Annotated in this window: 22 protein-coding genes; 15 read left to right on the forward strand and 7 right to left on the reverse strand. The window is 63.9% G+C overall.

Annotation, left to right across the window (positions count from 1 at the left end; all coding sequences use genetic code 11):
• The first annotated feature begins 6 nt into the window (after positions 1-6).
• The 4 genes from O3299_RS23440 to O3299_RS23455 all read left to right on the forward strand — a co-directional run bounded on the left by O3299_RS23440 (position 7) and on the right by O3299_RS23455 (position 5,025).
• Positions 7-2,406, forward strand: a complete 2,400-nt coding sequence (locus O3299_RS23440) for a 3-hydroxyacyl-CoA dehydrogenase/enoyl-CoA hydratase family protein (RefSeq protein WP_305063309.1) — start codon at positions 7-9, stop codon at positions 2,404-2,406.
• Between the two features lie 62 nt (positions 2,407-2,468).
• Positions 2,469-2,915, forward strand: coding sequence for a PaaI family thioesterase (locus O3299_RS23445; protein WP_099665668.1), 447 nt, complete (start codon positions 2,469-2,471; stop codon positions 2,913-2,915).
• 60 nt (positions 2,916-2,975) lie between these two features.
• Positions 2,976-4,172, forward strand: coding sequence for an acetyl-CoA C-acyltransferase (locus tag O3299_RS23450; RefSeq protein WP_035824191.1), 1,197 nt, complete (start codon positions 2,976-2,978; stop codon positions 4,170-4,172).
• 73 nt (positions 4,173-4,245) lie between these two features.
• The gene (locus tag O3299_RS23455; protein ID WP_289919372.1) at positions 4,246-5,025 is read left to right on the forward strand and encodes an enoyl-CoA hydratase; all 780 of its coding nucleotides are present in this window, start codon (positions 4,246-4,248) and stop codon (positions 5,023-5,025) included.
• On the opposite strand, the gene O3299_RS23460 is transcribed toward O3299_RS23455, so the two are convergent.
• Positions 5,022-5,621: a TetR/AcrR family transcriptional regulator gene (locus tag O3299_RS23460; protein ID WP_305053879.1), complete on the reverse strand. Its 600-nt coding sequence runs from the start codon at positions 5,619-5,621 to the stop codon at positions 5,022-5,024. The genes O3299_RS23455 and O3299_RS23460 overlap by 4 nt on opposite strands.
• Before the next feature lie 41 nt (positions 5,622-5,662).
• Here O3299_RS23460 and O3299_RS23465 point away from each other — a divergent pair, with 41 nt between their 5' ends.
• Positions 5,663-6,190 (forward strand): dihydrofolate reductase family protein, encoded by a 528-nt coding sequence (locus tag O3299_RS23465; protein WP_305053880.1) that lies wholly within the window; start codon positions 5,663-5,665, stop codon positions 6,188-6,190.
• On the opposite strand, the gene O3299_RS23470 is transcribed toward O3299_RS23465, so the two are convergent.
• On the reverse strand, positions 6,187-7,044 hold the full coding sequence (locus tag O3299_RS23470; protein ID WP_305053881.1) for a metallophosphoesterase family protein: 858 nt from the start codon (positions 7,042-7,044) through the stop codon (positions 6,187-6,189). The two genes, O3299_RS23465 and O3299_RS23470, sit on opposite strands and share 4 nt — an antisense overlap.
• Positions 7,045-7,130: 86 nt before the next feature.
• Between O3299_RS23470 and bla the strand changes: the two genes are divergently transcribed.
• Positions 7,131-8,087 (forward strand): subclass B3 metallo-beta-lactamase, encoded by a 957-nt coding sequence (gene bla, locus O3299_RS23475; protein ID WP_305053882.1) that lies wholly within the window; start codon positions 7,131-7,133, stop codon positions 8,085-8,087.
• A 265-nt stretch (positions 8,088-8,352) separates the two neighbouring features.
• Entirely contained in the window at positions 8,353-8,526 is a 174-nt protein-coding gene (locus O3299_RS23480; protein WP_289912332.1) for a hypothetical protein, read from the forward strand.
• Here the strand turns inward: O3299_RS23480 and O3299_RS23485 are convergent.
• Complete coding sequence (locus O3299_RS23485) at positions 8,523-9,326, reverse strand: metallophosphoesterase family protein (protein ID WP_305063310.1); 804 nt, start codon at positions 9,324-9,326, stop codon at positions 8,523-8,525. The genes O3299_RS23480 and O3299_RS23485 overlap by 4 nt on opposite strands.
• 46 nt (positions 9,327-9,372) lie before the next feature.
• Complete coding sequence (locus O3299_RS23490; RefSeq protein WP_099665661.1) at positions 9,373-10,278, reverse strand: LysR family transcriptional regulator; 906 nt, start codon at positions 10,276-10,278, stop codon at positions 9,373-9,375.
• A 119-nt stretch (positions 10,279-10,397) separates the two neighbouring features.
• On the opposite strand from O3299_RS23490, the gene O3299_RS23495 reads away from it, so the two are divergent.
• Positions 10,398-11,264 (forward strand): pirin family protein, encoded by an 867-nt coding sequence (locus O3299_RS23495; protein WP_305063311.1) that lies wholly within the window; start codon positions 10,398-10,400, stop codon positions 11,262-11,264.
• A 53-nt stretch (positions 11,265-11,317) separates the two neighbouring features.
• Positions 11,318-12,019 (forward strand): isochorismatase family protein, encoded by a 702-nt coding sequence (locus O3299_RS23500; protein ID WP_198521362.1) that lies wholly within the window; start codon positions 11,318-11,320, stop codon positions 12,017-12,019.
• Between the two features lie 6 nt (positions 12,020-12,025).
• Here O3299_RS23500 and O3299_RS23505 read toward each other — a convergent pair whose 3' ends face one another.
• On the reverse strand, positions 12,026-12,757 hold the full coding sequence (locus O3299_RS23505; RefSeq protein WP_257218766.1) for an ABC transporter substrate-binding protein: 732 nt from the start codon (positions 12,755-12,757) through the stop codon (positions 12,026-12,028).
• Between the two features lie 252 nt (positions 12,758-13,009).
• Here O3299_RS23505 and pnuC point away from each other — a divergent pair, with 252 nt between their 5' ends.
• A complete protein-coding gene (gene pnuC / locus O3299_RS23510) occupies positions 13,010-13,600 on the forward strand; it encodes a nicotinamide riboside transporter PnuC (protein ID WP_099665658.1) in 591 nt (196 codons plus the stop codon).
• 332 nt (positions 13,601-13,932) lie between these two features.
• A complete protein-coding gene (locus tag O3299_RS23515) occupies positions 13,933-16,500 on the forward strand; it encodes a TonB-dependent receptor (RefSeq protein WP_305053887.1) in 2,568 nt (855 codons plus the stop codon).
• Here the strand turns inward: O3299_RS23515 and O3299_RS23520 are convergent.
• Positions 16,497-17,300: a response regulator gene (locus tag O3299_RS23520; RefSeq protein WP_305053888.1), complete on the reverse strand. Its 804-nt coding sequence runs from the start codon at positions 17,298-17,300 to the stop codon at positions 16,497-16,499. The two genes, O3299_RS23515 and O3299_RS23520, sit on opposite strands and share 4 nt — an antisense overlap.
• Positions 17,301-17,649: 349 nt before the next feature.
• On the opposite strand from O3299_RS23520, the gene O3299_RS23525 reads away from it, so the two are divergent.
• The 4 genes from O3299_RS23525 to O3299_RS23540 are packed head-to-tail and all read left to right on the forward strand — an operon-like array spanning position 17,650 to position 22,334.
• Positions 17,650-18,180, forward strand: coding sequence for a spore coat protein U domain-containing protein (locus O3299_RS23525; protein ID WP_099665656.1), 531 nt, complete (start codon positions 17,650-17,652; stop codon positions 18,178-18,180).
• Positions 18,181-18,192: 12 nt separating this feature from the next.
• A complete protein-coding gene (locus tag O3299_RS23530; RefSeq protein WP_305053889.1) occupies positions 18,193-18,921 on the forward strand; it encodes a molecular chaperone in 729 nt (242 codons plus the stop codon).
• 57 nt (positions 18,922-18,978) lie between these two features.
• Positions 18,979-21,327 carry a fimbria/pilus outer membrane usher protein gene (locus tag O3299_RS23535; protein ID WP_305063312.1) on the forward strand — a complete coding sequence of 783 codons (2,349 nt, stop codon included), beginning with the start codon at positions 18,979-18,981 and terminating at the stop codon, positions 21,325-21,327.
• Complete coding sequence (locus O3299_RS23540) at positions 21,327-22,334, forward strand: spore coat U domain-containing protein (RefSeq protein WP_305060639.1); 1,008 nt, start codon at positions 21,327-21,329, stop codon at positions 22,332-22,334. The genes O3299_RS23535 and O3299_RS23540 overlap by 1 nt, the downstream gene beginning before the upstream one ends.
• On the opposite strand, the gene O3299_RS23545 is transcribed toward O3299_RS23540, so the two are convergent.
• Positions 22,331-22,567, reverse strand: a complete 237-nt coding sequence (locus O3299_RS23545; protein ID WP_099665652.1) for a hypothetical protein — start codon at positions 22,565-22,567, stop codon at positions 22,331-22,333. The two genes, O3299_RS23540 and O3299_RS23545, sit on opposite strands and share 4 nt — an antisense overlap.
• Between the last annotated feature and the right edge of the window lie 33 nt (positions 22,568-22,600).

Genomic DNA, 22,600 nt, shown 5'->3' on the forward strand with positions numbered 1-22,600 from the left:
GAAAATATGACCAATTTCATCGTTAAAAAAGTAGCCGTCCTCGGCGCCGGCGTGATGGGCGCGCAAATCGCCGCCCATTGCATCAACGCGAAAGTGCCGGTCGTGCTGTTCGACCTGCCGGCCAAGGAAGGCCCGAAGAATGGCATCGTGCTGCGCGCCATCGAGAACCTGAAAAAGCTGTCGCCTGCGCCGCTGGGCAACAAGGATGACGCCGCGCTGATCCAGGTGGCCAACTACGAAGACAACCTGGACCTGCTGGCCGGTTGCGACCTGATCATCGAAGCCATCGCCGAGCGCATGGACTGGAAACATGACCTGTACCAGAAGGTGGCCCCGCACATCGGACCGAACGCGATCTTCGCCTCGAACACCTCGGGCCTGTCGATCACCAAGCTGGCCGAAGGCTTCGACGCCGACCTGAAATCGCGCTACTGCGGCGTGCACTTCTTCAACCCGCCGCGCTATATGCACCTGGTCGAGATCATCCCGACCGCGTTCACCAAGCCTGAGATTTCCGACCAGCTGGAAGGCTTCCTGACCACCACCCTGGGCAAGGGCGTGGTCCGCGCCAAGGATACGCCGAACTTCATCGCCAACCGCGTTGGCGTGTTCGGCATCCTGGCCATCGTGCACGAAGCCGAAAAATTCGGCCTGTCCGTCGACGTCGTCGATGATCTGACCGGCGCCAAGCTGGGCCGCGCCAAGTCGGGCACCTTCCGCACGGCGGACGTGGTCGGCCTGGACACCATGGGCCATGTGATCAAGACCATGCAGGACTACCTGCCGAACGATCCGTTCGCTGCCGTCTACAAGACGCCGGCCGTCCTGGCATCGCTGGTGGAAAAAGGCGCGCTGGGCCAGAAGAGCGGCGCAGGTTTCTACAAGAAGGTCGGCAAGGAAATCCAACGCCTGGACTTCGCCACCGGTGAATACGTGGCCGGCGGCGCCAAGGCTGCCGACATCATCGCCCGCATCCTGAAGGAAAAGGATCCGGTCAAGAAGATGAAGGCGCTGCGTGAATCGACGAACCCGCAAGGCCAGTTCCTGTGGGCGATCTTCCGCGACGCTTTCCACTACATCGCCATCCATCTGGACACCGTGGCCGACAATGCGCGCGACATCGACTTCGCCATGCGCTGGGGCTTCGGCTGGAACGTGGGCCCGTTTGAAACGTGGCAGGCATCGAACTGGCTGCAAGTGGCCAACTGGGTCAAGGAAGACATCGACGCCGGCCACGCGCTGTGCAATGCACCGCTGCCAGCCTGGGTCTTCGAAGGCCCGGTCGCTGAACAAGGCGGCGTGCACACGCCGGAAGGTTCGTATTCGGCCGTGTCGAACAGCTTCGTGCCCCGTTCGACCCTGGCCGTGTATGACCGCCAGCCATTCCGCGCGCCAGTCCTGGGCAGCGGCGCCATCGACGGCAAGACCGCCGGCACCACCGTCTTCGAAGACGAATCCGTGCGCGTCTGGCATACGGGTGACGATGTATTGATCATCTCGTTCAAGACCAAGATGCACGTGATCGGCGAAGGCGTGATCAATGGCCTGAAATTGGCGCTGGCCGAAGCGGAAAAGAACTTCAAGGGTCTGGTGATCTGGCACGCCGACGCAGCCGAAGGCGGTGCCTTCTCGGCCGGCGCCGACCTGCAATCGGCCCTGCCGGCGTTCATGCAAGGCGGCGTGAAAGCCGTCGATCCGATCATCGCCGAACTGCAGAACACCTTCATGTCGCTGAAATACGCGAACGTACCGGTGATCGCCGCGGTCGCCGGCCTGGCATTGGGCGGCGGTTGCGAGCTGGCGCTGCATGCGTCGAAGCGCGTGGCCTCGATCGAGTCGTATATCGGCCTGGTGGAAGTGGGCGTGGGCCTGATTCCTGCCGGCGGCGGCCTGAAGGAAGCGGCGCAGCGCGCCTACAAGGAAGCCAAGGGTAACGACATCCTGCAATTCCTGAAAACGGGTTTCACCAATGCGGCTACCGCCAACGTGTCGAAATCGGCGCTGGAAGCGAAGAAAATGGGCTACCTGAAGGAAGACGACGTGATCGTGTTCAACGCCTACGAGCTGCTGCACGTGGCCAAGGTCGAAGCGCGCGCCATGTTCGACGCGGGCTTCCGTCCGCAACTGCCGTCGCTGATCCAGGTGACGGGCCGTTACGGCTGGGGCACCATCAAGGCGCAGCTGGTCAACATGCGCGACGGCGGCTTCATTTCGGCGCACGATTTCAAGCTGGGCGAGATGATCGCCGAGATCGTATCGGGCGGCGACGTGGACCAGGGCAGCTTCGTCAGCGAACAGTGGCTGCTGGATATGGAACGCAAGGCATTCCTGGAGCTGTTGAACCATCCGAAAACCCAGGAACGGATCATGGGCATGATGCAAACCGGTAAACCGGTACGCAACTAAGCACAACGTCGATGACGATCCTGTCCCTGGTTTTTAGAGTATTACTGCGCGTGAGGCCAAGCATGGTGTATGACCGTATCAAACAACAGATGATGGACACCTTGCCCTTCGTGCGGCTGCTGGGGATCAGCATCGACGACATCGGCGCCGGCACCTCGAAGGTGTCGCTGCCGGAAGATCCAAAACTGAATAATCACCTGGGCACGCAGCATGCGGGCGCCTTGTTTACCCTGGCCGAAACGGCTTCCGGCGCTGCCATGGCTGGCGGCTTCGCCGAGCTGATACTGGGCTTGCGCCCAGTGGCCAAGGAGTCGCGCATCCAGTACCAGAAGGTGGCCCGGGGCGCGACGCGCGCCGAAGGCCGGGTACCGGGCGACCTGGCTGCACTGAAGGCGCAGCTGGCGCAGGACGGCAAGGTGGCGTTTCCCGTGGAAGTCGATATCTTCGACTCCGAAGGCACGCTGGCGGCACAGGTGACGGTGGACTGGTATTTGTCGCAGAAGCGATAAGCCTCTACCCCGGACATTCGACAGAACACGAACCTCGTTCAACATCTTTGAAAGCATAAAATGAGCAAACAACTTCAAGACGCGTACATCGTCTCTGCAACCCGCACCCCGATCGGCAAGGCGCCGCGCGGCATGTTCAGAAACACCCGCCCGGACGACCTGCTGGTGCGCGTGCTGCAATCGGCCCTGGCGCAAGCGCCTGGCCTGGACCCGGCGCTGATCACCGACGCCATCATCGGCTGCTCGTTCCCGGAAGCGGAGCAGGGCTTCAATATCGCGCGTAACTCGGTACTGCTGGCCGGCTTGCCGAAAACCGTGGGCGGCGTCACCGTCAACCGCTACTGCGCTTCGGGCATCACGGCCATCGCCATGGCGGCCGACCGCATCCGCGTGGGCGAAGCCGACGTGATGATCGCCGGCGGTATCGAATCGATGTCGATGGTGCCGATGATGGGCCACCACCCGTCGATGAACCTCGACATGTTCAGCGACGAGAACATCGGCATGGCTTACGGCATGGGCCTGACGGCAGAAAAAGTGGCGCAGCAATGGAAAGTGTCGCGCGAACAGCAGGATGCGTTCTCCGTCGAATCGCACCGTCGCGCCATCGCCGCGCAGCAAGCCGGTTTCTTCAAGGCGGAAACGACGCCCGTGGAAATCATCACGCGCACGCCGAACCTGGCTACCGGCCAGGTTGATGTGACGCGCCGCACCGTCGACACGGACGAAGGCGCGCGCGCCGATTCGTCGATGGAGTCACTGGCAAAACTGAAACCAGTGTTTGCCGCCAAGGGTTCCGTCACGGCCGCCAACAGCTCGCAGATGTCCGACGGCGCCGGCGCGCTGCTGATCGTCAGCGAAAAAATCCTGCGCGAGCACAACCTGACCCCGCTGGCGAAATTCTCCTCGTTCGCCGTGCGCGGCGTGCCGCCGGAAATCATGGGTATCGGTCCGAAATTCGCCATTCCTGCAGCATGCGCCGCCGCCGGCATCACGCAAGACCAGCTGGACTGGATCGAGCTGAACGAAGCGTTTGCCGCACAGGCGCTGGCCGTCATCGGCGACCTGGGTCTGGATCCATCGAAGGTCAACCCGATGGGCGGCGCGATCGCCCTGGGCCACCCGCTGGGCGCCACCGGCGCCATCCGCGCAGCCACCGTGATCCACGCGCTGCAGCGTACCAAGCAGAAGTACGGCATGGTCACGATGTGCGTGGGCGCCGGCATGGGCGCAGCAGGTATCTTCGAGCGCGTCTAAGTTCGACGGGCTAAAGCAATAAAACAGGGCGCTGCGGGATTACCCCGGCGCCCTTTATCTTTTTGGAGACGACATGGATATTTTGTGCAGCAAGAGCGAGGGCATTCTGACCCTGGAATTCAACCGCCTGGAACGCAAGAATGCGATCACGGGCGCCATGTACCAGACCCTGGCCGATGCGCTGGTGGCGGCGGAGACGGACGACGACGTGCGCGCCATCCTGATCTGCGGCAAGCGCGAGATTTTCACGGCCGGTAACGACCTCGATGACTTCATGAAGACAGCGCGCCCGAAGGATGGCTCGCTCGACCACGACCGGCCCGTGTTCCAGTTCATGCGCGCCCTGTACGGCAGCAGCAAGCCCGTGGTGGCCGCCGTTTCCGGCCCGGCCATCGGCATCGGCACGACCTTGCTGATGCATTGCGACCTGGTCTACGCGGCCGACAATGCGAGCTTCTCGATGCCGTTCACGCAGCTGGGCCTGTGCCCGGAATTCGGTTCCAGCCTGCTGCTCACGCAACTGGCCGGCTACCCGCGCGCGGCGGAAAAGCTGATGCTGGGCGAGTCCTTCCCGGCAAGCGAGGCGCTGGAAATGGGCCTCGTGTCGAAGGTCGTGCCCTTGTACGAGCTGATGACCTTCGCGCAAGGCCAGGCTGCCAAGCTGGTGGCCCTGCCGGCCGCCTCGATCCGCGCCACCAAGCGCCTGATGAAGCAAAGCCGCATGGAGCCGATGAAGGCGGCCATCGCCGACGAAAACAAACTGTTCAGCGCTATGCTGGGCGGCGCCGAGGCGAAGGAAGCGTTTACGGCCTTCTTCCAGAAGCGCAAGCCGGATTTCAAGCAGTTCAATTAAGCGCTTGTTTCAACACTGGCCTGCATGCCGGCCAGGATCAGGGAAACCGAGGCGTGCCAGTGCGTCTCGTCCACCGGCCTGCCCGCCAGCGCATAGCCGTGCAGGAAATCGACGAGCGCATCGCGCCCGCGCAAGCGGGTTTTCTTGTCCAGCGCGAGACCGTCGACGGCCAGCTCGAACAGTGCCATAAACCGCTCGGCCACGTCGGCTTGCTCCACCAGTCCGCGCGCCATCAGGCGCACGAAATACGGCGTGGCGCTGACCAGTTCCAGGTACAGCGCGCACAGCGCCCGCACCCGCCGTGGCGCTGCCTGGCGCCGCGTAAACGGCGGCTGCCGCGGATCGAGCGCGGCAAAACGCTGCACCATCAAGGCCTGCAACAATTCCTCTTTTCCCGCGTAGTAGTGATACAGGGCCATGGCGTCGACGCCCAGGCTTTGTGCCAGCGCGCGCATGGAAAACGCCTCGCCTTTTTCTTCCAGCATGGCCAGGGCCGCATGCAGGATGCTGGCGTTGTCCAGCGCGGGCAGGGCACTGCGCGGACGACCCGCTCGGCGCACGGGAGATTCCATGGCTTGAAGTTTTGGGATTTTCATGGGCATAATTCTACACTGTAGAATTAAATCAAGGAGCACTCATGCAAAAACCTTTCGTCAGCGTCTTTCTCGGCATCAGCCTCGATGGCTGCATCGCCGGGGAAAACGGCGACCTGTCCTGGCTGGCCGAGTTGGCCCCCGACTCGCCCGAGGCCACCGGCTATACGCAATTGATGGAACAGGTCGATACCTTGCTGATCGGCCGCACCACGTACGACGCCGTGATGGGCTTCGAGCCGTGGCCGTATGCGGGCAAGCGCGTGGTGGTCTTGAGCCACCGCGACTTCGCGCCGCGCCATGGCGAGCAGCGCCGCGAAGGCAGCGTGCGGGAAGTGCTGCAGGGACTGGCAGCGGAAGGCTGCCGCCACGTGTACCTCGATGGCGGCGCCGTCATCCGCGCCGGCTTGCGCGACGGGGTCGTCGACAGCGTCACCTTGTCCGTGCTGCCCGTGGTGCTGGGCCGGGGCGTGCGCCTGTTCGAGGATGGCTTGCCGCGCAGCGACTGGCGCCTGGACGGCACGCGCCAGCTGCCCAGCGGCGTGGTGCAGCTGCGCTATGGAAAACGTTAAGCCGCGCTGGCCAGGTCGACGATGAAGCCTGTGTCAAAATGTTCGTTCTCGGGCGTGCCATCCGGCCGCTTGTAGCCGCAGGGGTTGCAGACCACGCGGCAGTCCTGGATGCGGTAGTCGAGCGAGGCATGCATGTGGCCATGCACCCACAGGTCCGCTTGCGCCACCAGCGCGTCCAGCTGCGAGGCGAAGGCGGGCGAACCGAGGTTGTCTGCATACTGCGCTTCCACCGACAGCATCGATGGCGCCATGTGCGTGATGACGACCGTCTTGCCATCGAACGGTTGCGCCAGTTGCCGCTCCAGCCAGGCGCGGTGCTGCGCGTGCAGCTGCGCCGTGTCGCTGGCGCACAGCAGGCGGGGCGTGTCGCCGCCAGTGCTGATGCGCTTGTAATCGGGCATGTAGGCTTGCGCCGCGTTTAGCGCTTCTTCCCGGCGCTCCGCGCCGAACAGCAGGAAATCCGTCCATAGCGTGACGCCGAGGAAGCGCACGCCGTTCAGTACCATGGCGTCGCCGTCGAGCAGACGGATGTTGGCGCCGTGCGCATTCGCGCTGGCGCAGGCGTCGCGCACGGCGTCCTGCATGCGTTCGAGCTGGTGGCCGTAGCCTTCGTGGTTGCCGTGCACGTACAGCACGGGCAGGGCGCCGAAGGTGCGCGCGGCCCAGGCGACGGCATTGCTGCCCGTGTCGATGTCGCCGGCCAGGATCACCACGTCGGGGCGGCAGGCGGCAAGGTCGATGGCGGGCGTGTCTTCGCCCCAGACTTCCAGGTGCAGGTCGGACAGGATCAGCAAACGCATGGCAGTGGGCGCGGCAAGGCGCACGGCAGTCGATGGGCCTCTATCGTAGCGCAAGTCGCCACGCCCGTCTGCTTGACCGCGCGAGGGTAGCGACGTTACCCTGTGGCATTGATTCATACTGCCTATCTTCCTGGAGCCGCATGCCGCCTTTCTTCCTTCCCAAGACCTTGCTCAGTATCGCGCTGGCCGCCATGGCGCTGCCGTTGACGGCGCATGCCGCCACGCCCGCCGTCGATCCCCTGACGCAGCCGATCGCCTCGCCGTATGCGGCGCAGTGGAACCGCCCGCAGCAACCGGCGCGCATCCACGGCGACACGTATTACGTGGGCGTGGGCGGCTTGAGCGTGGTGCTGATCGACACGCGCGAAGGCTTGATCCTCATCGATGGCGCATTGCCGCAATCGGTGGCCGCCATCAAGGAACATATCCTCGAGCTGGGCTTTCGCCTGCAAGACATCAAGTTCATCCTGAGTACGGAAGCGCATTTCGATCATTCGGGCGGCATCGCCGCCTTGGCCCGCGACAGCGGCGCGCAAGTGATCGCCAGCCCGCTGGGAGCGGAGGCGCTACGCGCGGGAGCGGTGCTCGCCGCAGATCCGCAAGCGGGCGAAATCGATCCCATGCCGGCCGTGGACAACGTGCGCGAGATCGCCGATGGCGAAGCCCTGCAACTGGGCGACGTGACCATCACGGCGCGCCATACGCCCGGGCATACGCCGGGCAGCACCAGCTGGACCTGGGTGTCGTGCGAGGATGCGGAGCGTCAGGAATGCCTGAACGTGGTGTTTGGCGCCAGCCTCACGCCGGTGGCTGCCGACGACTTTCACTACCTGGCCGATGAACGCCATGCGGACCTGACGCCGGCCTTCCGCCGCGTCATGCAGGACTTCGCCAGGCTGCCGTGCGACATCCTGATCTCGGCCCACCCCGACCACTCGGACGGCGACCGCAAGCTCACGCAACTGCTGGAAGGCGTCACGCCGAATCCTTTCATCGATGTGCAGGCGTGCAGCAACTACGCTGCCAAAAATGAAGCGAAGCTCGACGCCCGCATCGCCAAGGAACAAGCCATGACTGGCGAGGCTGCGACAAAATAACAACGTTGGCGCATGCGCCATGAAAAGCGGTTGACGCACTGCAGCATACGGCGCAGAATCAGCGTCCGCAGTGCAGATTAACCAGATAAAGGAAAGGAAACCCATGTTCGAGCAGGCTGGCAGCAAATTGTACGACCACTAGCCCCGCGCATGACGCTCGGGGCCATCGGCAGCATTGCCGATCCCGAGCCGGTGTCCTTCAAACCCCGGTGAGGAAACTCGCCGGGGTTTTTTGTTTTGGACGACCGGATTGAAAGGAAATACCATGAAAATCAAAGTGAAAGCCACGCCCAAGCCGCGCAATCCGCTGGTGGCCGCCGCCAGGCTGCGCGGCGGCGCCGGCGCGCACCAGTCGGTAGCGTCGCCGCGCGCGGCGCGCCGGGCCGGCAAGCACCGCCTGCAGCAATGGCTGGCGGGCCGTCTCAAGCCTGACGATTAGCGGGCCGGCAGCTCGACGATGTAGTTCGGATCAAAAGCGGGATTTTGCGGCGTGCCGCTGCGCGTCTTGTAGCCGCAGGGGTTCGAGACGACGCGGCACGAGCCGATGCGGTAATCGCGCGAAGCGTGGATGTGGCCATGCACCCACAGGTCCGCCTGCGCGGCCAGTTCGTCCAGGCGCGAGGCATAGGCGGGCGAACAGCCTTCGCTGCCGTAGGCATCGTCGACCGAGAGCAGCGACGGCGCCATGTGGCTGATGACGACGGTGCTGCCGTCGAAAGGCTGCGTCAGTTCGCGCGTCAGCCACGCTTTTTGCTGCGCGTGGAACATGGCCGTGTCGGCCGCGCGCAGCTTGCGAAAGCCCATGTTGGCCAGGCGGATGCGCTTGTAGTCGTTCATGACGGCTTCCGCGTCGCGCATGGCCGCCTGGCGCGTGTCGTTGCCCAGCAGGCGGAAATCCGTCCACAGGGTGGCGCCCAGGAAGCGCACGGCGTTGCCTGCCGGGTCGGTGATGACGTGCGTGCCGCAGTCGAGGAAGTGCACGTTGTCCGTGGCGGCGCAGGCGCTGCGCAGCTCCTGGCGCACCTTGTCGAGGTGGTGGCCATAGCCTTCATGGTTGCCATGCACGTACAGCACCGGCAGCCCCGCAAACGCGGTGGCGGCCCAGGCGACGGCGCGGGCGCCCGTGTCGATGTCGCCAGCCAGGATGACGGCATCGGGGCAGCTGAGCGCAAGGTCGCCTTGCGGCGCTTCGTCGCGCCACAGCTCATGGTGCAGGTCCGACAGGATCAATAAACGCATGCGGCATCCAGGCGATGGGAGGGTATGCCATCGTACCTGAAAACCCTCACTCTTCCTCCAGCGCGGCGAAGCCGTGCGCCAGGTAGTCGAGCAGCGCACGCACGGCCGGCAGCAGGCCGCGCCGCGACGGGAACACGGCGTGGATGATTTCGCGCTGCGGCCGCCACTGCTCCATCAGCGGCAGCAGGCTGCCATCGGCCACCTGCTCGGTGATCATCATGGTCGGCAGCTGTACCACGCCGACGCCGGCCACGGCCGCGTCGCGCAAGGTCAGCATGTCGCCCGTGACGAAGCGCGGCACGTGGCGCAGCTGGGCGCGTGCGCCGTCCGGGCCATGCAAATCCCACTGGTAGTGCTGTTGCGGCGTGCCCAGGGCCAGGCTGGGCCAGTCGGCCAGGTCGGCTGGTGCCTGCGGCGCGGGGGCGCCGGCGAACAGCAGCGGGCTGCCCACCATGCACTGGCTGCGTTCGGCCAGCACGCGCAGCACCAGGTCGCTGTCGGGCAGCGGCGGCGGGCGCACGCGGATGGCCACGTCGATGCTTTCGGCCACCAGGTCGACGCGGCGGTTGCTCGCTTCCAGCAGCAGGGTCACCTGCGGATGCGCGCGCATGAAACCGGCCAGCATGGGACCCACCAATGTATGCAGCAGGGCGATGGGGCAGGACAGGCGCACCGTGCCGCGCGGCGCGGCCCGCGTCAGCTCGATGGCTTCCTGTGCCGCCTCCGCTTCCACCAGCATGGCCTTGCAATGTTCATAAAACGTCTGGCCCACGTCGGTGACGGAAAAATGCCGCGTCGTGCGCTGCAGCAGGCGCGCGCCGAGGCGCTCTTCCAGCAGGGCGATGCGCCGGCTCAGCTTGGATTTCGGCATGCCCAGCGCGCGCCCGGCCGGCGCGAAACCGCCATGGTCGACCACCTGCACAAAGTAATACAAGTCATTCAGATCCTGCATGCTGTCTCCTTGATCGTTCTATTTTTGGAACGCTGATGGCATATTTTACCGTCTACCGCCTTCATCGTTGCAAGCGTATTCTGTCTTCATCGTAATGCAAACCCCAACAGGAGATCGAGATGAACACAGTCACAGGTATCTACAGCGCACCCCGCCAGCACTGGGTCGGCGACGGTTTCCCCGTGCGCTCGATGTTTTCGTATAACGGCCATGGCAAGCAGCTGAGCCCCTTCCTGCTGCTCGACTATGCCGGCCCTGCCGAATTTGCGCCCGGCACCCGTCCGCCCGGCGTCGGCTCGCACCCGCACCGCGGCTTTGAAACGGTGACCATCGTCTACAAGGGCGAAGTGGCGCACCGCGATTCGACGGGCCAGGGCGGCGTGATCGGCCCCGGCGACGTGCAATGGATGACGGCCGGCGCCGGCATCCTGCATGAAGAGTTTCACTCGCCTGCCTTCACGCAGTCGGGCGGCACCCTGGAAATGGTGCAGCTGTGGGTGAACCTGCCGGCCCAAAACAAGATGACGGCGCCCGGCTACCAGGCCATCACCAGCGACACGATTCCCACCGTGGCGCTGCCGGACGATGCCGGTTCCGTGCGCGTGATCGCCGGCGACTTCGACGGCCAGCATGGCCCGGCCCGCACGTTCTCGCCGATGCAGGTGTGGGACCTGCGCCTGGCCCAGGGCAAGCTGACGGAGCTGCCCGTGACCCGAGGCTGGAGCACGGCGCTGATCGTCCTGCATGGCACGGTGCTGGTCAACGGCGAGAGCGTGGTGCGCGAAGCGCAGATGGCGCTGTTCGAGCGCGATGGCGACAGCATCACCATCGAGGCGAACAACGACGCCGTGGTTCTGCTGCTGAGCGGCGAGCCGATTGAAGAGCCCATCGTCGGCCACGGTCCGTTCGTCATGAACAGCGAAGCGGAAATCGTGCAGGCGTTCGAGGATTTCAACAGCGGTCGCTTCGCCCGCATCGAGAAGTAGTGTGTGCAGTACCCATGCCGCATCCCGCGGCATGGTTTTTTGAGGAGACTACCATGAGCACCCCCGCCAACTTCCAAGGTTTGCCACCGATGATCGATCCCGACGACGCCGTCATGCTGCTGATCGACCACCAGAGCGGCTTGTTCCAGCTGGTGCGCGATATCGAGCAGCACGTGCTGCGCGGCCACGTCACGGCGCTGGCCAAGCTGTCGCGTCTGGCCAACATGCCGACCTTTACCACCGCTTCCGTGCCCGACGGCCCGAACGGCCCCCTGATCCCGGAAATCCACCATTTCAACCCGGAAGCCGTCTATATCCCGCGCACGGGCCAGATCAATGCCTGGGACAATCCGGCCTGGGTCGAAGCCATCGAAAAGACGGGCCGCAAGACCCTGCTGATCGCCGGCACGCTCACCAGCGTGTGCATGGCCTTCCCCACCATCAGCGCGCTGGCGGCCGGCTACAAGGTGTTTGCCATCATCGACGCCTCGGGCAACTGGTCGAAGATGGCCACCGACATCACCATGGCGCGCGTGACGCAGGCAGGCGCCGTGCCGATCGACACGTATGCCGTGCTGGCTGAAGTGATGAGCACCTGGAACCGCGCCGATGCGATGGAGTTTGCCGCCATCATGACGGACCACATCGTGCCGCCGTACCGCGCCCTGATCGAAAGCTACGACAAGGCGCAGGGCGTGCAAAAGAATGGCCGTGAAACGAAGCTGGAAATCCTCGAAGCGGCCAGCAAGGGCTGACCGCGGCTACGGCGCTTCGTAGCTGCTGCGTATCGCCGCCAGCACGCCGCGCTGTTCCAGGCGCGTGATGGCGGCGTTCAGGCGCGCCAGGTCGTCGGCGCTGGTCGTGCGCGCATTGAGCATCAGGTGCACGGGGGCGCGCAGGATGAGGAAGGGCAGGGTGTGCAAGGCAACGCCCTGCAGGCGCGCTTCGTGGCGCACGGCCAGCACGTCGCCCAGCAGCAGGTCGGCGCGGCCCGCATCGAGCATGCGCACGCCTTGCTGGAAGCTGCCGAACGCATTCAGGCGGCCGGCCTTTTCCAGCGCCGGCCGGGCCGCCGCGTACTGCGCGCCATACCAGCCCACCTTGGGCGCCAGCAAGGTCGAGTTGCCGCGCATGAGCTGCGCGAAGCTGGCGATCTGGCGGTGGCCGGCGGGCGCACCGGATTTGCTGAAGAGGCCCACGGCTTCGTCGCGATACGAGAGGGAAAAGCGGGCATAGGACTGGCGCTCCGGCGTCTCGGACGCGGCCAGCATCAGGTCCAGCCCCCCTTTCTGGAACAGCAACTGGCGCCGCGCGGTGGGCAATTCCGGCAAGGTGACCAGGGTGCACCGGGCTTCCTTGAAAATGGCTTGCAGCAACTCCAGGTCCAGGCCTGTAAAGCGGCCCCGGGCATCGCGGTAGATATATGGCGGCCACTGTTCCAGCGCCATCGTCATGCGGCAAGCCACGGCGGGCAGGGCAGTTATGCCGAGCATTGCCGCAAACAGGAGATGGCGCATGCGCATGTGGAGGTTTCCAGGAGTTTCAACTTGATATTCAATTTGCCAGAATGGCCGCGGAAGTCAAGGGCTGAGGCTGCGGAAGGCGGGCCTGGTTCGCATTTCCTCGATGTTTGCGCGTTTTTTGCCGCTTTCCCCCATGGAAATCGCCTCCGGCCCGGCGAACACCGTACAGTGTAATCGGCTATAGTGGCGCGGTGCCACCACTGCCCCGCAAAGGAAGACCGCTTGACTGCCCCGCTCGAGATCGCCGCCAATGTACTGATGACTGCCTCCATCATCCTGGCCGGACGCAACAATATTCATTCCTGGTGGATCGGCATGGTCGGCTGCGTGCTGTTTGCCGTGCTGTTTTTCCAGGTCAACCTGTACGCCGACGTGATGCTGCAACTGTTTTTCATCGTCACCTGCGTCATCGGCTGGCTGCAATGGCGGCGTGGCGCCGGCGGCAAGCCGTTGCCGATCACGCGCACGGGCTGGCGCAGCCTGGCGTGGGTGGTGCCGGCCGGCATCGCCTCCGTGGTGATCTACGGCATGCTGCTGCACCGCTTTACGAATGCCTACGCGCCGTTCATCGATTCGGCAGTGTTGGTATTTAGCATCATCGCGCAATTCCTGCTGATGAGCCGGCGCATTGAAACCTGGGCTTTCTGGCTGCTGGTCAACACCGTGGCCGTGCCGCTGTACTACAGCCGCGGCCTGCACCTGACGGCTGTGCTGTATGCGGCTTACTGGGTCAATGCCGTGGTTTCCTGGTACTGGTGGAGCGTGCAGGCGCGCCGGGCGGCGCTGGCGCCAGTGGCGCATGCCGATGCTTGAATGTTGTCAAACGACAAGTCCTTAGATTCAAATCGTATATACAATCAATTTTTAATTCGTTCACGCGATAAAGACACCGGGATATAGTGGCCTTTCCCCGCTTACCGGTGTCTTTTATGTTGCGTTCTACCCCTTCTGCCAGTTTTTACGCTACTTGTCATCAACTGACCATGCAATGCATGGCGCAGTGGATGCCGATGCGTGCCCGTCCACGCATCCCCTAAGTCACTCCATCCATTTCGTTGTCGTTTGCCCGCTGGCCCACCCGGTCCGCGTGCCCCTGCTCGGCCTTTTTTATCGGAAAAAGGCTGCAATCCCAATAAGAGGAAACCATGTTCAAACCACTCGCCATCAGTCTTGCCATCGCCGCCGCCTTTCCCGCTGTCACCACTCTTGCCCATGCCGAGGACGACATGCTGCGTGTTAACGTCACCGGATCGAATATCCGCGTCAGCGAAAAGGAGGGCGCCAGCGCCGTGCAGGTCATCACGGCCAAGGAATTGAAAGCCGGCGGCAAGACCAGCGTGTCGGACGTGCTGCGCGCCATCTCCGCCAACAGCGGCAACAGCTACAACGAACAATATACGGGCAGTTTCTCGGCCGGCACCTCGGGTCTGTCGCTGCGCGGCATCGGCCAGCAAAACACCCTGATCCTCGTGAATGGCCGCCGCGTGGCCAGCTATGCCACGGCGCAGGATTTGCAGCAGACCTTCGTCGACCTGAACAGCCTGCCGATGGCGGCCGTGCAGCGCATCGAGGTGCTCAAGGATGGCGCCTCGTCCGTGTACGGCTCCGACGCCGTGGCCGGCGTGGTCAACATCATCCTGTACAAGGAATTCACGGGCACGGACATCACGGCGCAATGGGGCGGCTCGACGCAAGGCACGGGCCAGCATGAAAAGAGCGCGGCGCTGCAAACGGGTTTCGGCAAGCTCGAGGAAGATGGCTACAGCGTGGTCTTCTCGGTCGACGCGCAGCAGCGCGACAAGCTGCAGCAAAGCGACGTGGCATGGCTGCGCGATGCCGATTACCGCCAGCAGCAGCGCGGCAGCCTGGGCTGGGCTGTCACGAATTACGCGGGCAACGATCCCACGCAGACCCTGGGCGGCGTGCGCGGCCCGCTGCAACTGGTGCCGTACAACGATATCAATCCTGATCGCAGCGGCCAGGTGCTGGCCTACAATCCGGCGCCGTATAAAACGCTGATTCCGGGCATCCAGCGCATCCACTCGTCGCTGCGCGGCACCCTCAAGCTGAACGCGGACACGGAAGCCTATGTCGACCTGCTGCACAGTTATTCGCGCGCCGACCAGACCTTCAGCGCGCCGTTGAGCGTGAATAACGCCACGCGCGTGTGGAACAACAGCACCAAGCTGCTCGACACCATCCCCGTGGTGCTGCCCGTGGGCCATCCGAACAATCCGGGCACGACGCCCTTGCCCTTCACGGCCACCCTGTTCGACCTGGGGCCGCGCCTGAAGCAGGACCGCGTCACCTTCTACCGCGCGCTGGCCGGCGCCAAGGGCACCTGGGCGGGCTGGGACTGGGATACGGCCGTGGCCCATTCCAGCAGCAAGCTGGAGGAAACGGTGCAGAACTTCGTCAACCGCTACGAATTCCAGAAAGTGCTGGCCGAAGGCAGCTACAATTTCTTTGATCAATCGCAAAACAGCGAAGCGGTGCGCAACCGCCTGCGCCTGTCGACCCTGCGCCCGGCCGAATCGACGCTCGACACGCTCGACTTCTCGGCGGCCAAGGATATCTGGGCCTTGCCCGCGGGCCCGCTGGGCTTTGCCGCCGGCGCTCAATGGCGCCGCGAAAAGATGGATTCGCAAACTTCGACGGCCGTGCTGTCGGGCACGGAACTGCGCCCCGCGCTCAATATCATCAACGGATCGCGCAATGTGTCGGCCCTGTTCGCCGAATTCAACGTGCCCGTCGTGAAGGATCTGTCCGTCAACGTGGCCGGCCGCGCCGACCATTACAGCGACTTCGGCAATGCATTTTCGCCGAAAGCCAGCGCGCGCTACCAGGCGGCACCATGGTTGTTGCTGCGCGGCACTGTTTCACGCGCCTTCCGCGCGCCGTCGCTGCCGGAAATCACCGACAGCACGGCCGTCAGCTATACCAGCGTGATCGATGCCCGCGATCCGCTGACGCCGACGCAGGCGCGCGGCGTGACGGTGATGACGATCGCCAATCCGAACCTGCGCCCCGAGCGCTCGAAAAACCTGAACCTGGGCGTGGTGGTGTCGCCTACCAGCAGCTCGAGCATCGGCCTCGATTACTACCGCATCAAGCAGGATGGCGTGATCGGCACGGCCAGCGCCACCACCATCCTCGAGAATGAAAATACTGCGCCGCAACAGATCACGCGCGGTGCCGATGGACGCATCACGACCCTGTACCGCCAGTTCCGCAACCAGGGCCAGCGCGAAGTGTCGGGCATCGATATCGACCTGCGCCAGCGCTTTGTCGACAAGGACTGGGGCAAGCTGACCCTGGCAGGTCAGCTGAGCCGCGTGCTGCGCTTTGCCGAGCCGCTGTCCGATGGCGCGCCGCTCACCAATGGCGCCGGCACCAATCACTTCGGTTCCATTCCGAAATGGCGCGGCGTCAGCTCGGCCACCTGGGAACAGGGCAAATGGTCGTCGACCCTGACCTGGAACTATGTGGGCAGCTATGCGCAGGAGACGCACCTCGATGAATCGGTGGCCGGCTTCAGCACCTTTGACGCGACCAGCAGCTGGCAAGTGACGCCACAGGCGAACGTCACCTTCATCGTGCAAAACCTGGCCAACAAGCGCGCGCCCTGGGACTATGCCTCCACCGGCTTTGACTTTACCCAGGCCGACCCGCGCGGACGCGTTGCAGCGCTCAAGCTGAACTACAAGTTCTAGCCGCCCGCCGCCTGCCGCTGGCCCGTCTGCTCCTGCAGGCGCTGGCGGTAGGCGCTGGGGGGCACGCCCATGCGTTCGCGAAAGGCTGTGGCGAAGTTGCCCGCGTTGTGAAAGCCGATCAGCAGGGCGATATCCTGCACGTCGATGTCCGTCTGCTGCAGCAATTCCACGCCGCGGGCAATGCGCGCTTCGCGGATGAAGGCGAAGACCGTCATGCCCGTCTGCTCGCGGAACATCAGGGTCAGCTTTTCGCGGTAAGTGCCGACGCTGCGGGCGATTTCGGACAGGTTCGGCAGGCTGCCCAGATTGTCGAGAATAAGTTGCTTAACGGCATTAACGAAGACCAGGTCGGGATGCTGCAGCTTGTCGCTGATCGGCGTCGTCGCCGGCAGGGTACTGTTGCTTTTACGCATCAATCCCAGGTGGATATGGATGCGCGCGGCCAGTTCTTCCGGCGTAAATGGCTTCGAAATGTAGTCGACGCCCCCCACCTGCAAGCCCATGATGCGTTCCTTGGCGGCATCGGCGCCGCTGAGGAAGATCACGGGTATCTGTTCCGTTTCGGGATTGGCCTTGAGCAAACGGCACGCCGTGTAGCCATCCATCTCGGGCATGCGCACATCGAGCAGGATCAGGTCGGGGTGCGTGGCCAGTGCCAGCTGGTAGCCCTGGTAGCCGTTGAACGCGATGCTAAAACGATAGGGCTGCTCGCTGAGCAGCTCCATCAGCATGCGCTGCTCGAACGCGGAATCGTCCACGAGCAAGATGTTCTTTTTGATGGTTTCGCTGGTCAATGGCATGGCATGGATGACTTAACCAAATAGCAAGTTGTGGCTTATTATGCCTCGCTTTTTCTTTTTTTTCTGCTTTTCTCGTGTTTCAAAAGATGTTTCTCCGCCAGAAGAAGCGCGGATTTCCCAGATCGCCAATAATTCATTCGTGCATTGATTTTAAGCAATGTCGATTGCTAAAAAATCTGTTTTGCCAATGCTGCAAAAAGTGCCGGAGTCCCCGGGTTCCTGACTCCCGGCACCTGTATTTTGTCGTCCTGGTTTGCGTGCCCAAGAAAACGCCGGCAATACCGTGACTATCCTCGACGCCCCTCAAATTGGCGGGCTCATTAATGATGTTCCATCATCAGGAGGTATCATGTTGCGAGTTATTTTCCCCCGTCTTATCGTTGCCGCCAGCGTGGCTATTGCCGCCACGGCGCTCCTGCCACGTGGCGCCGACGCAGCGGTGTATCTGAATGGCAGCGCCAGCACCACCTTCGACGTCACCCTGAAGATCATCGCCAATTGCACCATCGCGGCGGCCAATCTCGACTTTGGCCAAAGTCAGGGTGTACTGGCTACTGCCGTGAACGTCAATACGACCGTGAATGTCACCTGCACCAATACCACGCTGTATAACGTGGGCTTGACGGCGGGAACGGGCACCGGCTCGACCGGCACGACGCGCTACCTGAGCGGTACCGGCGGCAACCTGGGGACGGTGCAATTCAATCTGTACCAGACGGCCGGCAGCACCTTGTGGGGCGATACCCAGGGCACGAATACCGTCGGTGGCACCGGCAACGGCTCCTCGCAGCCGATCACGGTGTACGGCAATATTCCGCCGCAGGCGACACCGGCGCCCGACACCTACAAGTCGACCATCACGGCCACCGTTTACTTTTAAGCCAGGCGCTGCGTGAAGGCCGGTGTTGTTTCCCTGATGAAAGGCGTGCTGGCGCTGCTGGCCTGCTGCGCCGTGGGCGCGCACGGTGCCAGCCTGCAGATTTCGCCGGTGACGCTCAATTTGCGCGCGGCGCAGAATGCGGCCGGTCTCACCCTGCAAAACCTCGGTGACCAGCCCATCTACGGGCAAGTGCGGGTATTCGTCTGGGATCAGCGCGATGGCGAGGAAACGCTGGCGCCGACGCAGGAACTGGTGGCCAGTCCGCCGATCGTCGAAATCGCCGCCAACAGCCGGCAGACCATCCGCCTCGTGCGTGCCCAGGCTGGCCCTGTCGCGCAGGAAAAGACGTATCGCGTGCTCATCGATGAAGTCAGCCGCGAGGATGAGGCGGGCCGCAGCGGCGTCGATATCCGCCTGCGCTATTCGGTGCCCGTGTTCGTGCTGCCGGCCGGGGCGCCGGGCAAGGAAGTGCTTGACTGGCAAGTTTTCCGCGAACAGGGCGAGTGGATGTTGCGCATCAAGAACAGCGGCAATTTCCATGCGCAGATCGGTGCGATGACGTTGACGAACCCGGCGGGCAAGGAGTTTGTCATCAGCAAGGGGCTGTTTGGTTATGTCCTGGCGGCACGCATGCGCGTCTGGCGCCTGCCCGTTGCCAGGGAGGCCGAGCTGGATGGGCCGTTGAGTATTGCGGTAAATGTGAATGCCAAGGCACTCATTGCCAAGACTTCGACACCTTGAACATGGCTGCCATGACGGGGCGGCCTGCTGCGCGCCCCGGGCGCAAGCGGCTACACCATGAAACGCGCACTGGCAGCGTGGCTGTTGCTGGTCATGGCGCCGCTGGCCAGGGCCGATGGTGCGGCGGGCCTGACGGGCGCCGATCCGGGTCCTGCCAGCTTGCCCAGCGATCCGGCGGCGCCGAATGAACTGTATCTGGAGGTCACTGTGAATGCTGAATCAACCGGGCTGATCTTGCGCTTTACCCAAGTGGGCAAAGGCTTGCGCAGCAGTGTGGCGAACTTGCAGCAGCTGGGGCTGGACCCCGCGCGCCTGGTCGCACCCGGTCAGACCGAGGTGGCGCTGGACGCGGTTCCCGGACTCAGCTATGAATATGATGCGGCGCGCCAGAGCGTGTCGCTGCGGGTGGCGGACGACTTGCGCTCGCCTTACCGCATCAGCGCGCGCACGGCGGCGCAGACGCCGCCGTCGACGGTCACGCCCGGTGCCGTCCTCAATTACGAAGCCTATGCGGAACTGGGTCGGACGCGCCGCGCCGCCATCTTCAACGACTTGCGCTACTTCAATGACAGCGGCGTCTTCAGCAATACCGGCACCGTGAACCTGGGGGCGGACCAGCGCAAGTACATGCGCTTTGACACCTTCTGGAGCCACGCCGACCCCGACACTTTGCAAACGTGGCAAGTGGGCGACCTGATTTCTTCGTCGCTGAGCTGGAGCCGCGCCGTGCGCGTCGGCGGCGTGCAGTGGCGCAAGAATTTCCAGCTGCGCCCCGACTTGCTGACCTTTCCCGTCGCTTCCGTCGATGGCACGGCGCTCGTGCCTTCGTCGCTGAGCCTGTATGTCAATGGCGTGCAGCAATATGCTGCCAGCGTGCCCAGCGGTCCATTTGTGCTGAACCAGGTGGCCGGCATCAATGGCGCAGGGCAAGCCACCATTATCACGCGTGATGCGCTGGGGCGCAGCGTGACGACCGTGCTGCCCCTGTATGTCGATACGCGCATGCTGGCCAGCGGCTTGAGCGATTACTCGGTCGAGGCGGGCGCCGTGCGGCGCGACTATGGCCGCCGCCTGTTCGGCTATGAACGGCAACTGGTTGCCAGCGCTTCCGGCCGCCACGGCGTCAGCGACAACTTCACCCTCGAAGGCCATGCGGAACTGGCCGCCGGCCTGTATCAGGCGGGGGCGGGCGCGCTGGTGCGGCTGGGCCAGGCGGGCGTGCTGAGCGGCTCGCTGTCGGCCAGCGCCGGCCGCAGCCGTGGTGCGCAGCTGGGTGCCGGCTATCAATACATGGGGCCGCGCTTCAGCGTCGATGTGCAAAGCGTGCGCGCCAGCGCCGGCTTTGGCGACCTGGCCTCGCGCGATGGCAGCGCCGTGGTGCGCGCGGCCGATCGCCTCACCGTCAGTTTGCCATTGCCTGCAGGAAGCAGTATCAGCAGCAGCTATATCAGCTACCGCACGCCTGGCGCGCCGCCATCGAAACTGGCTACTGTGGGCTATTCGGCCACCCTATTTCATGGCCTGTTCTTCAACGCCAGCCTGTTCCAGGACTTGCGGCAACGCGAGAAGCGGGGCTTTTACTTTGGCTTGAGCATGGCCTTCGACAACAATCTGGCCCTCAGCGTGAACAGCAGCCGGCAAAACGGCGAGAGCGGCCGCAGCGTCAGCGCGCAGCGCGCGGCGGACTTTGGCGGCGGCTTCGGCTGGAGCGTGCAGGCTGGCACGGCGGGCAGCAATGCCTACCGGCAGGCGCAAGTGGAATACCTGGGCAACGACGGCCGCGTGAGCGCGCGCACGCAAAGCAGCAGCATGGGCAGTGCCTCTTCGCTGGGCGCGGCCGGCGCGCTGGTGCTGATGGATGGCCATGTCGAGGCGGCGCGCCAGGTGGGCAACGGTTTTGCGCTGGTCTCCACGGGCGGCGTGGGTAATATTCCTGTGCTGCATGAAAACCGCCAGATCGGCGTGACGGGCAGGGGCGGTTATCTGCTGGTGCCGAATTTGAATCCCTATGGCAATAACCAGATCAGCATCGCCACGGATGAGCTTGATGTTGATGCGCGGGTGCCCGTGAGCAATATCAATGTCGTGCCGCAATACCTGGCGGGCGTGCTGGCGGCCTTTCCCATCGAGCGTTACAGCGCGGCCACCGTCATCGTCCAGGATGCGCAGGGCAAGGCGCTGGCCACGGGCTTGCCCGTGTTGCACGTGCAAAGCGGCAAGCAGACGGTGGTGGGATTCGACGGCATCGTTTTCGTCGACGACCTGCTCGAACAAAACGAGTTGCAAGTCGGCGAGGGCGACAGCGCATGCACGCTGCGTTTTGCCTATGTGCGTCCGGCCGCGGGCGGCTTGCCCGTGATCGGGCCGTTGCGCTGCGCCGCTGCCAGCGCCGGGGCAGGCCGCTGATGCGCCGCCTGCTGCTATGGCTGACCCTGCTGCTGGGCTGCGCCTGGGGCGGCGTGGCGCAGGCGGCCGATACCTGCACGGTCAGCGTGACGAATATCGATTTCGGCACCGTCAGCCCGATTTCCGGCACCGATCACGTGGCGCAGGCCACGGGGACCTTCAGCTGCCTGTTTTCGTCGCTGAACCTGGGGCAATTGCTCACGCCCAATGCGCAAGTGTGCATCTCGCTGGGGCTGGGCACGAATTCCACGTCGGCCCTGCCGCGCAAGCTGGGCAATGGCAGCAACCGCATGGAGTACAACGTGTACGTGGACAATTCGTATGCGACGGCGAAGATCTGGGGCGGCGCCGGCGTGGCGGGCGCGCCGTCGACCTTCGGCATGATCCTGTCGGCCGGCTTGCTGGCCCCGCCCGGCACGTATTCCACCACCTTTACCGTGTACGCGAAGATTCCTGCCGGCACCGCCCTGGCCGCCGTGCCCACGGTCGCCAACGCCAATACCGTCTATACGTCGAGCTTTGCCGGCGTCGGCACCTACACCTACACCACGTATGGCCTCGTCAACTTGCAGGGTTGCACTGCCACCAGCGGCAGCTTCGGTTTCACGGTGAATGCCACGGCTGTCAACGATTGCACCATCACCGCCACGCCGATGGCGTTTGCGAACGCCTCCATCCTGACGGGCAATCTGCGCAGCACCAGCACCTTGTCGGTGCGCTGCGTCAATAACAATGCCTACCAGATTGCCCTGAACGGCGGCAGCGTGGCGGCCAATGTGGCCAACCGGCAAATGAAGAACACGGTGACCACGGACAAGGTCAGCTATTTGCTGTCCGCCACCCTCGATGGTGCGCCATGGGGCGATGGCACGGCAGGCACGAGCATGGTGACGGGGACGGGAACGGGCGCCAGCGTGCCGCTGACGATCTACGGCCGGGTGCCGGCGCAGGTGTCGCCGCGCCCTGGCGATTACAAGGACACGGTGACGGCAACGATTTATTTTTAGAACGTGACGGTGACGAGGTCGGCGCCCGATGACGTTGCCTGCTGGTGCAGAAAATAGGGCGTGTTGTGCTGGCAGCGCACCTGGGCGCTGCCGCGCTGCGAGACGATGGTGCACGCATCGTGGACGACGAAGGTGGCCTGGAACGATGCGGAAGAGACGGTACCGGCGGTGGTGGTCTGGCAAACGGCAAGGGCAAACAGGGCTGGCAGTACGGCAAGCTTCAAAGGAGTCATCTTGGATACATCTGGCGAAAAACGGGCGTGGTC

This window comes from Janthinobacterium sp. SUN176, assembly GCF_030587335.1.
GTDB lineage: Bacteria > Pseudomonadota > Gammaproteobacteria > Burkholderiales > Burkholderiaceae_D > Janthinobacterium > Janthinobacterium kumbetense.